Raw genomic sequence first — 10,258 nt, 5'->3', positions numbered from 1 at the left:
CCGACGCCTACGACTGCGCGCAAGGCGCGGACGCGGTGGTGATCGTGACCGAGTGGAACGCCTTCCGGGCCCTCGACTTCGCCAGGCTGCGCGCCGCCATGACCGCCCCCGTCATGGTCGACCTGCGCAACGTCTACAAGGTTCATGACCTTGAGCGGCTGGGTTTCCACTACACCGGCATCGGGCAATCGCGGGGACGGCCATCGCGCGCCGGGACCGCCGATGCGGCGACGATCCCACGGCGAGACTGATACCAGACCTCGATGAGCCTGACTCATCGAGACCTGTTATGAGATCCGGCATGCGTTATGGCGAGACGAAGCGAATCCTGGTGACCGGCGGTGCGGGGTTCCTCGGCTCACACCTGTGCGACCGGCTGATTCTCCAGGGTCACGAGGTGCTGTGCGTCGACAACCTCTTCACGGGGTCGCGCCGCAACATCGCGCATCTGCTGGGCCACGGGCGCTTCGAGTTCATGCGCCACGACGTGACGTTTCCCCTCCACGTCGAGGTGGACGAGATCTACAATCTCGCCTGTCCGGCCTCGCCGGTGCATTACCAGTTCGATCCTGTCCAGACCGCCAAGACCAGCGTCATCGGCGCGATCAACATGCTGGGGCTGGCCAAGCGCCTCAAGGTGAAGGTCTTCCAGGCTTCGACCAGCGAGGTCTACGGCGACCCCGAGGTGCATCCGCAGCCGGAGACGTACTGGGGCCGGGTCAACCCGATCGGCCATCGCTCCTGCTACGACGAGGGCAAGCGCTGCGCCGAGACTTTATTCTTCGACTACCATCGCCAGCACGGCCTCGCGATCAAGGTCGCGCGGATCTTCAACACCTACGGGCCGCGCATGCACCCGAACGACGGGCGCGTGGTCTCGAACTTCGTCCTTCAGGCCCTGCTTGACGAGGACATCACCCTCTACGGCGACGGGTCGCAGACCCGCGCCTTCTGCTACGTCGACGATCTGATCGAGGGGGTCCTGCGCCTGATGGCGACGGGGCTGGAGGTGACCGGACCGGTCAATCTCGGCAACCCGGGCGAGTTCTCCATCCGCCAACTCGCCGAACTCGTGATCGAACTCACCGGTTCGCGGTCGCGGATCGTGTTTCAGCCGCTTCCGCCCGACGATCCGCGCCAGCGTCGCCCTGAGATCGATCGGGCCAAGGCCCTGCTCGATTGGGAACCGACCGTACCGCTTCGCGACGGACTGGTCCGCACGATCGACTACTTCGATCGCTTTCTCGGCGAGACCGCGCCGGCCTGAAGCGCTCGCGCGCCCGCGTCGCTCAGACCGGTTGATCTCTTGGGATCGAGCGGGCGCGCCGGGCTCCCTCTCCGGCCAGGAAAGGGGACCCGCGAGTCACCACATCACCGGACTGATCAGTCCGAAACGGTCTCAGAGGAAGCGGCGCGGATCGAACGGAGCCAGGGCGATCTCGGGCTCGGCGCGGCTGACGAGCTGGGCGACGAGGCGGCCTGTCCGGGCCGAGCCCACGAGGCCGACATGGCCATGTCCGAAGGCGTAGATCACGTCTGAGGTCGCCCGCGCCGTTCCGATGCAGGGGCGGCCGTCCGGCATGCTGGGACGGTGTCCGAGCCAGACGCGGCACTGATCCGCCGTCACCGTTCCGGCCAGGTCCGGGAGCAGCGCGACCAGGTGGTCGCGCAGGATGTCCGCGCGCTTCCAGTTCGGCTCCGCCGCCAGCCCCGCGAACTCGACCTGCCCGGCGGCGCGCAGGCCACCGTTCATGTGGTTGACGATCATCTTGGCGTCCGAGACCATCATGGGCGTGCGCGGACCGACCTTCGCGTCTTTGACCATGACGTGGTAACCGCGCTCGCTCTCCAGGGGGAGCGCATCGCCGAGCGCGGCGGTGAGAGCCTTGGAGCGCGCGCCGGCCGCGACGACCGCGCAATCACACGGGATCTCGCCCTGCTCCGTCGTCACGGCGGTGAGCCGCCCGTCCCGGTGACGAAACCCGGTCGCACGGGTCGCGACGGAGGTCGCGCCCCGCTCCCGCGCGAGGTCGGCCAGGGCGGCGACGTAGCCGCCGGGATCGCGGCAATGCCCCGCCTCCTCGACCACGAGGCCGAAGGTGTAGCGCGGATCGAGATGCGGCTCGCGCTGGCGCAGCTCGTCGGCCGTGAGTTCGAGCCATTCGACCCCGACCTTGCGGCGGATGGCCCAGGACCGGGCATCGGCCGCGAAGGCCGCGCGATCGGGATAGACGTGCAGGACGCCCCGGCGCTCGATCAGGTGCGGTACGCCGGCCTCGGCTGCCAGACCTGCGTGGAGCTTCGGCGCGTCGATCAGCAGCATCCGCATCGCCCGCGCCGTCTGCTCGATCAGCGCGGGCGTCCGGGCGGCCAGAAGGAAGCGCACCAGCCAGGGCATGACCTTCGGCAGGTAGGTCCAGCGGATCGAGAGCGGGCCGAGGGGATCGAGCAGGAACGCGGGGACCTTCCGCCACATCCCCGGTTCGGCCGGCGGAATGACGGAATGCGAGGAGAGCCAGCCCGCGTTGCCGTAGCTGGTGGCCTGCTCGCCGCCCGGCTGGCCGGGATCGACCACCGTGACGCGGTGCCCCATCCGTAGGCACTCGATCGCGCTCACCGTCCCGATCGCGCCGGAACCGATGACGACCACATGGCGACCCGTTACCGCGGACATCCGCTGCCTCCCCGAATGAGCTCAAGCCGGGGCTGACTACCTCATCCGAACTTGTGACGGTGTGAACGACCGCTCTTGGATGGCAGTGTCGTTCGGGTCACGCCACGCCCGACGTGGTCGCCGCCAGCCAATCCACCACCGCGTCGAGGGCCTGACGGTTCGAGGTGTCGCCGTCGCGGGCCCCCTCGAAGGTGGTGCCCTGGCACGCGGCGCTGGTGCCGTGCGCGACAATGTTTCGGGCCTGCGCGACCTCGGCCTCGCAGCCGAGGGCGGCCGCATCCTCGGCGATGAGCGCCAGCAGGGCTTCCAGGGCCTCGCCGAAGGGCAGTGCCGCTTCGCGCGCTTCGTCGATCAGCTCCGCGTCCGTGCCGCTGCGCTGGGCGCGCCAGAGGTTCTCCTGCGCCAGGGCGCGCGAGACGCCGTCGAGGGCAGCATTGAGGGTGGGCTCGCGCACCGCGCGGCGCACGAGGCAGCGATAGAGCGCCGCGATGGTGAGCGCGTCCTCCAGGCGGGTGCAGGAATCCGCGATCCGCAATTCCAGCGTCGGGAACTTGATCGAGGGGCGCAGCGACCACCACAGGAAGCTCGCATCCTGGATCGAGCCGGCCCGCGTCATGATCCGGACGTAGCGCTCGTGCGCCGCCCTGTCGGCGAACAGGTCCGGCAGGCCGGTGCGCGGCAACTCCCCGAAGGCGCTGAGGCGATAGGCGCTGAGCCCGGTGGGCTTGCCCTGCCAGAACGGCGAGGAGGCCGAGAGCGCCAGCAGCAGCGGCTGGTAGGTCAGCAGGCGGTTCATCAGGTCGACGCGGGCGTCGGGGTCCGGCACCTCGACATGGACATGCATGCCGCAGATCAGGCTGCGGCGCCCGGCGAGGCCGACGTCGCGCAGGATGCCGCGATAGCGGTCGCCCTTCGTCGGGAGCTGGCGGGCCCAATCCGCCACCGGGTGCGTGCCGGCCGCGAAGACCAGCAGGCCGTGCTCGCGGCCGAGCTTGGCCAGGGCCGCGCGCTGCCGGGCCAGCACGTCGCGGGCCTGCGCGAAATCGGTGGAGGGCGGGGTGCAGACCTCGACCTGGCACTGGAGCAGCTCGCGCCCGATCTCTGGCAATTCCTCGCCGGCCTGAACGTGGAACGGCTTCACCGAGCGGCGGGGGGTGCCACGCGTCTCGGCATCCGCCAGGAAGTACTCCTCCTCGATGCCGAAACGGTACTGTGCGGAGGTCATCGGGAGCCTTCCGGGGGAGCCTTCTGGAATATGCGCTCCCCTCAACCCCTCAGCCGGCCGTTTGTGCCCTCACGCCCGCAGGGGGCCGCCCACGAGCCAGGCCGGGTCGAACCAGCGGTCGGCCTCGCCGTCATAGGGCAGGCGGGTGACGTCCCAGTGCTGGATGTAGCGGGCGTACACGTTCCAGACCGCGATGCCGCCGCCGACGAAGATGCGCCGGCCGGGATAGCGGGCCAGCACGGCCTCCGGATCCTCGTGGCTGCGGATGACGTCGATGGTGCGGTCCCGGAACGCGAATTCGGGGACCGACGCCACGGTCTTCGGTCCGGCGATGAGGACGTGGCCCATGGTGAGGGCGAAGAACCGCGTCACGTCCTCGACGAAGAGCGGATCGGTGTTGCCCTCCCAGGGCAATTGTCCGTTCAGGCCGAGCTGCCCGCGAAGGCCGATGGCGCAGATGCAGCGAACGTCGATCATGGAGGTCTCGCGAGGGGGCGAACGGGAGAACCGGCGCCGTATCAGTTCGCCATCTGCGGCGTCAGCACGCGATCGCTGGGGAAATCGTAGATCTTGCCGGATTCGTCGAAGCCCGGGCTCGCGAGGCGCACGAAGTGCGGCGCGAGGTCCTCCGGCGTCTTCAGCGTCATGGCGTCCTCGCCCGGCATCGCGGCCTTGCGCATGGCGGTGCGCAGGGGGCCGGGGTTGAGCAGCATGGCGCGGACGTTCGTGGTGGCCGTCTCGGCCGCGTAGGTGCGCACGAGCGCGTCGAGGGCGGCCTTCGAGACCGAGTAGGGCCCCCAATAGGCCCGGCACTTCTGAGCCGCGCCGGAGGTGACGAAGATGGCGCGCCCGGCATCCGACATCCGCAGCAGCGGATCGAGGGACCGGATCAGGCGGTAATTCGCCGTGACGTTGATCTCCATCACCTGCGCCCAGGTCTTCGGCGTCACGTGCCCGATCGGCGTGAGGTTGCCGAGGATGCCGGCATTGCCGACCAGGATGTCGAGGCGCTTCCAGCGCTCGTGGATCGAGGCGCCCAGGCGGTCGATCGCATCGTAGTCGGTGAGGTCGAGGGGCACGAGCGTGGCGCTCCCGCCCACGCCCCGGATCGCGTCGTCGAGGTCCTCCAGGCCGCCCTGCGTGCGGGCGACCGCGATGATGTGCGCGCCGGCCTCGGCCAGGGCGAGGGCGGCCGCGCGGCCGATGCCGCGCGAGGCGCCGGTGACGACGGCGAGGCGGCCGGCGAGCGGCTTCTCTGGCGTGCTCAAGCGGGGCGTGCTCCTCGGTCGCTCAATCGGCTTCGGCCAGCATCGCGAGACGGCGCGGCCCCGCGATGGCGAGGTCGGTCAGGCTGGTCGGGTAATCGCCGGTGAAGCAATGGTCGGTGTATTGCGGGCAGCCCTCGTCGCGCCGCTCCTCGCCCATGGCCTTGTAGAGCCCGTCCATGGAGAGGAAGGCCAGTGAATCCGCGCCGATGTAGCGGCGCATGCCCTCGAGGTCGTGCGTCGCGGCGAGCAGCTTCTCGCGCTCCGGCGTGTCGATGCCGTAGAAGTCCGGATAGGTGATCGGTGGCGAGGCGATGCGGAAATGCACCTCCTTGGCGCCGGCTTCGCGCATCATCCGGACGATCTTCACGGAGGTGGTGCCGCGCACGAGGCTGTCGTCCACGAGAACGATGCGCTTGCCCTCGACCACGGCGCGGTTGGCCGAGTGCTTCATGCGCACGCCGAGTTCGCGCACGGACTGCGTCGGCTGGATGAAGGTGCGCCCGACATAGTGGTTGCGGATGATGCCCATCTCGAAGGGCAGGCCGGTCTCCTGGGCAAACCCCAGGGCGGCGGGCACGCCGGAATCCGGCACCGGGATGACCACGTCGGCCGCAGCCGCCGATTCGCGGGCGAGCTCGTGGCCGATGTTCTTGCGCACGGCGTAGACGCTTTTGCCGTTCACCACCGAATCGGGCCGGGCGAAGTAGATGTACTCGAAGATGCACGGGCGCATGGGCCGGACCGATGCGAAGCGGATCGACTCGATGCCCTCTTCCGAGATCACCACGATCTCGCCGTTCTCGACGTCGCGGATGAACTTGGCGCCGATGATGTCGAGGGCGCAGGTCTCGGAGGCGAGGATGTAGCGGCCGTCGAGTTCGCCGAGCACCAGGGGACGGATGCCCATGGGGTCGCGAGCGCCGATGAGCTTCTTGTTGGTGAGCGCCACGATGGCGAAGGCCCCCTCGATCTGCTTCAGGGCCTCGGTGAAGCGCTCGACGATGCGCGGTGCGCGGGAGCGCGCGGCGAGATGCAGGATCACCTCCGTGTCGGAGGTGGACTGCGTGATCGCGCCGTCGCGCACGAGGTCGCGGCGGATCGACAGGGCGTTGGTGAGGTTGCCGTTATGCGCCACCGCGAGGCCCCCGCTCGCCAGTTCGGCGAAGAGGGGCTGGACGTTGCGCAGGATGGTGCCGCCGGTGGTGGAGTAGCGCACGTGGCCGATGGCGGCCGGGCCCTCCAGGTGCTCGATGGTCGAGCGGTCGGAGAAGGAATCGCCGACGAGGCCGGGCCGGCGCTCGGAATGGAACACGCTGCCGTCGAAGGAGACGATGCCGGCCGCCTCCTGGCCGCGATGCTGCAGGGCGTGGAGGCCCAAGGCCACGATGGCGGAGGCGTCCGGGTGGCCGAAGATGCCGAAGACGCCGCATTCCTCGCGCAGCGTGTCCCCGTCGCGGTCGAGCCCGTCCACGACCTCGACCGCAGAGCCCTCGACCGAGGAGCGGGCACTCGACTTGGCTACAGACATGGTGATGTCATTCCCTGCTTGGTCCCGCCCTGCTCGGTCCCGCGCGAATCCCCGCGCGGGCACCGTCAGATGACCGTCATGTAATCGGCCCGCGCCTCGCGACCAAGCGCGCGCCGACGCGGGTCAGCGTCGCGGCGCAGGCGTGGCTGGCCCCTCGGTACGGCGCTGGGGCGGAACCTCGGCTTCCGGCGGCTCGGCCGGATCGGCCGGCGTCTCGACCTTCGGCTTCTTGAACTGCTTCAGGAGACCTTCGGGATTTTCGGGCAGTTGCGCCACCAGAGCTTCGCCGGATTTTTCCAGCATCGGCCGGCTGCGCGCCTCGGAGGCCCAGGGCGGCATCTTGCCCTGGACCAGCCAGGCCAGGAAGACCCAGCCGATCACGCAGATCAGGAAGCCGCGCCCCGCGCCGAACAGGAAGCCGAGCGAGCGGTCGATAGCGCCGATCCGCGAATCCAAGATCATGTCCGACACCTTCACGGTGATGATGGACACGACGATCAGCGTGACGAGGAAGATCGCCGCGATCGACGCCACGAGGGCCACGGTGGCGTTCGTCACGTGCTGGCTGACGGTGGGCAGCAGGAGGGGATGGAACTTCCAGGCGATGGCGGCGGCCGCCACCCAGGCGATGATGGCCAGCACTTCGCGGGTCGCGCCGCGCACGGCCGCCAACAGCGCCGAGACCACGACGATTCCCAGCACGACGAGATCGAGAACGGAGAACGGCATCTCTGAGAAGTGTCACTTCATGGGGTGGAGCGGCGACGATGATCGGATCGTGCGGCTCCCCGGGCCGCCACCCCGTATATCCTGCGGAAACTCGGGCGTCACCCTGGCCCGGACGGCCATCACCGACCTGTTTCGGTTCAGTCGTCGTCGCCGTAATCCGGCGGGTTGTGCCCGCGCCGCGCGGCGACCCGGCGCGGGCCGCCGCTGGCGATGCCCGCGACCATGTCGGCGATGTGGCGCAGGGCCTCCGTCGCCAGGGCGCCGTCGCCGCCCTCGCCGCGTCCCTGCGGCATCACCGCCTTGGCGAAGCCGAGCTTCAGCGCCTCCTTGAGCCGGGCCGGCGCCTGGGCGACGGGGCGGACGGCACCCGACAGGCCGATCTCGCCGAAATACACGGTCTCGGGCGGCAGCGTCGCTCCGGAGAGCGATGAGACCAGGGCGGCGGCCACCGCGAGGTCGGCCGCCGGCTCCGAGATGCGCAGCCCGCCCGCGACGTTGAGATAGACGTCGTGGGTGCCGAGCCGAATGCCGCCATGGGCTTCCAGCACCGCGAGCACCATCGAGAGGCGATTCGGGTCCCAGCCGACCACCGCGCGGCGCGGCATCCCGAGGGAGGAGGGGGCGACGAGGGCCTGGATCTCCACCAGCAGGGGGCGCGTGCCCTCCATGCCGGCGAACACCGCCGTGCCGGGCGCGGCGTGGTCGCGGCCCGCGAGGAACAGGGCGGAGGGGTTCGGCACCTCGGCCAGCCCCATGTCGGTCATCTCGAACACGCCGATCTCGTCGGTGGGGCCGAAGCGGTTCTTCACCGCGCGCAGGATGCGGAAATGGTGCCCCTGGTCGCCCTCGAAGGAGGCGACCGCGTCGACCATGTGCTCGACCACGCGCGGACCCGCGATCTGCCCGTCCTTGGTCACGTGACCGACCAGGATCACGGCGGTGCCGGTGGTCTTGGCGAAGCGGATCAACGTCTGGGCGGAGCCGCGCACCTGCGTGACCGTGCCGGGGGCCGATTCCACGGTCTCGGTCCACATGGTCTGGATCGAGTCGATGATGGCGAGCGCCGGGGGGCGGCCCTGCGACAGGGTCTCGACGATGTCCTCGACGTTGGTCTCGGCCGCGAGTTCGACGGCGGCCGAGGTCAGCCCCAGCCGCTCGGCCCGCAGGCGCACCTGCGCCACCGCCTCCTCGCCCGAGATGTAGACCACGCGCTCGCCGGTGCGCGCCATGGCGGCGGAGGCCTGCATCAGCAGGGTCGACTTGCCGATGCCGGGATCGCCGCCGAGGAGGATCACCGAGCCGCGCACGAAGCCGCCGCCGGTGACGCGGTCGAGTTCACCGATGCCGGACGGGATGCGGGGGGCCTGCTTCACCTCGCCGGTGAGGCCTTCGAGGGGGAACACCCGGCCCTTGGCCCGGCTCGGCCGCGTCTTGACCGGGCCGGATTGGGGACCGGCGGCGCTGCTCTCCTCGACGATCGTGTTCCAGCCGTTGCAGGCCTCGCAGCGCCCGCGCCAGCGGTTGTAGACCGCCCCGCAGGACTGGCAGACGAAGGTCTGTTGGATCTTGGCCATCGCGATTCCGCTGGAGGGGCCGGTTCGCCCTTCCGGTCGGGCGGGCGTCAGGCGTCGTGTCCTGTCACATAATGGCGAACATAGCGAGAACCTAGGCCCGTCAGGATCTCGTATCCAATGGTGCCGGCGGTGCGGCCGACCGTGTCGACGTCGAGGTCGTCGCCGATCAGGATCGCGGTTCCCCCGCGCGTCGCGTCGGCCGCCCCGGTGACGTCGAGGATGATGAGATCCATCGAGATGAGCCCGAGGATCGGGCAGCGCACGCTGCCGACGCGGGCCGAGCCCCGGCCGCTCGCCGCGCGCGGATAGCCGTCGGCGTAGCCCATCGAGAGCGTCGCGAGGCGACGGGGCTCGGCCGCGCGCCAGCGGCCGTTGTAGCCGCAGGTCTCGCCGGGCGCGACGTCGCGAACCTGCGCGATCCGCGCCTCCAGCCGCACCACCGGGCGCATCGGGTTGGTCTTCCACGGCGTCGGGTTTCCGCCGAACAGGGCGTAGCCCGGACGCAGCAGGTCGTGATGCGCGCCCGCGCCGAGGAAGATTCCGGAGGAATTGGCGAACGAGCCCGGAATGCCGGGATGGGCAGCGCGCACCCACGCGAAATCCGCCATCTGGCGCGCGTTGACGGGGTCGCCCGGGATCTCGGCGCTGACGAGATGGGTCATCAGCAGCGCGATGCCGGCTCGGCTCACGAGGGAATCGCCGGCGAGCGCCAGCGCGTCCGGCAGCGCGAGGCCGAGGCGGTTCATGCCGGTGTCGACGTGGAGCGCCGCCGGCAGGGTCCGGCCGGCGGCCTCGGCGAGCGCCGCCCAGTCCGCGAGTTCCTCCCAGCTGCCGAGCACCGGGCGCAGGTCGTGCGCCATCAGGGTGGGTCCGAGGCCCGGCAGCAGCCCGTTGAGGACGTAGATCGCCGCCTCGGGCAGAACGGCGCGGGCCGCCACCCCCTCGCTCGCATGGGCGACGAAGAAGGTCCGGCACCCGGCCGCCCACAGGGCGGGGACGACCCGCGTCAGCCCGCAGCCATAGGCGTCGGCCTTGACCACGGCGGCACAGCCCGATTCCGGCGCCATCGCGGACAGGCGACGCCAATTCTCCGCGACGGCCGTCAGGTCGATGGTGAGGCGGGCGCCGTGGTCGGCGTTCAGTCCGGTCTTGTGATCCATCCCATCCATCGCGGGCCCGAAGTCGGCCGCGTCTCGCTGAAACCGATTGCGGATCGTAGCACGCCGTCTCTCCGGGGCACCGCTCCGGGATGACGGCGCG

At 70.2% G+C, this 10,258-nt stretch carries 10 protein-coding genes; 2 read left to right on the top strand and 8 right to left on the bottom strand.

Annotated elements, in window-relative coordinates:
• The coding region (locus tag MKK54_RS06130; RefSeq protein WP_244009909.1) for a UDP binding domain-containing protein at positions 1-251 on the top strand (251 nt) is incomplete at its 5' end.
• 50 nt (positions 252-301) lie between these two features.
• A complete protein-coding gene (locus MKK54_RS06125; protein ID WP_244009908.1) occupies positions 302-1,267 on the top strand; it encodes a UDP-glucuronic acid decarboxylase family protein in 966 nt (321 codons plus the stop codon).
• 132 nt (positions 1,268-1,399) lie between these two features.
• Here MKK54_RS06125 and MKK54_RS06120 read toward each other — a convergent pair whose 3' ends face one another.
• The 8 genes from MKK54_RS06120 to alr all read right to left on the bottom strand — a co-directional run bounded on the left by MKK54_RS06120 (position 1,400) and on the right by alr (position 10,158).
• Positions 1,400-2,674 (bottom strand): NAD(P)/FAD-dependent oxidoreductase, encoded by a 1,275-nt coding sequence (locus MKK54_RS06120; RefSeq protein WP_244009907.1) that lies wholly within the window; start codon positions 2,672-2,674, stop codon positions 1,400-1,402.
• Between the two features lie 97 nt (positions 2,675-2,771).
• Positions 2,772-3,899, bottom strand: coding sequence for a carboxylate-amine ligase (locus MKK54_RS06115; protein WP_244009906.1), 1,128 nt, complete (start codon positions 3,897-3,899; stop codon positions 2,772-2,774).
• 69 nt (positions 3,900-3,968) lie between these two features.
• Positions 3,969-4,376, bottom strand: a complete 408-nt coding sequence (locus tag MKK54_RS06110; protein ID WP_244009905.1) for a dihydrofolate reductase — start codon at positions 4,374-4,376, stop codon at positions 3,969-3,971.
• Between the two features lie 41 nt (positions 4,377-4,417).
• Entirely contained in the window at positions 4,418-5,167 is a 750-nt protein-coding gene (locus tag MKK54_RS06105; protein ID WP_244009904.1) for an SDR family NAD(P)-dependent oxidoreductase, read from the bottom strand.
• Positions 5,168-5,189: 22 nt separating this feature from the next.
• Positions 5,190-6,695: an amidophosphoribosyltransferase gene (purF, locus tag MKK54_RS06100; RefSeq protein WP_244009903.1), complete on the bottom strand. Its 1,506-nt coding sequence runs from the start codon at positions 6,693-6,695 to the stop codon at positions 5,190-5,192.
• 123 nt (positions 6,696-6,818) lie between these two features.
• The gene (locus tag MKK54_RS06095) at positions 6,819-7,424 is read right to left on the bottom strand and encodes a CvpA family protein (protein ID WP_244009902.1); all 606 of its coding nucleotides are present in this window, start codon (positions 7,422-7,424) and stop codon (positions 6,819-6,821) included.
• Between the two features lie 137 nt (positions 7,425-7,561).
• Positions 7,562-8,998 carry a DNA repair protein RadA gene (gene radA / locus MKK54_RS06090; protein WP_244009901.1) on the bottom strand — a complete coding sequence of 479 codons (1,437 nt, stop codon included), beginning with the start codon at positions 8,996-8,998 and terminating at the stop codon, positions 7,562-7,564.
• Positions 8,999-9,045: 47 nt separating this feature from the next.
• Positions 9,046-10,158 (bottom strand): alanine racemase, encoded by a 1,113-nt coding sequence (alr, locus tag MKK54_RS06085; protein WP_244009900.1) that lies wholly within the window; start codon positions 10,156-10,158, stop codon positions 9,046-9,048.
• Positions 10,159-10,258: the final 100 nt, after the last annotated feature.

It is taken from the genome of Methylobacterium sp. J-068 (assembly GCF_022829445.1).
In the GTDB taxonomy this organism is placed as follows: Bacteria; Pseudomonadota; Alphaproteobacteria; order Rhizobiales; family Beijerinckiaceae; genus Methylobacterium.
Note: the sequence above shows the minus strand (reverse complement) of the source record. Positions and strands in the feature narration are given on the sequence as shown.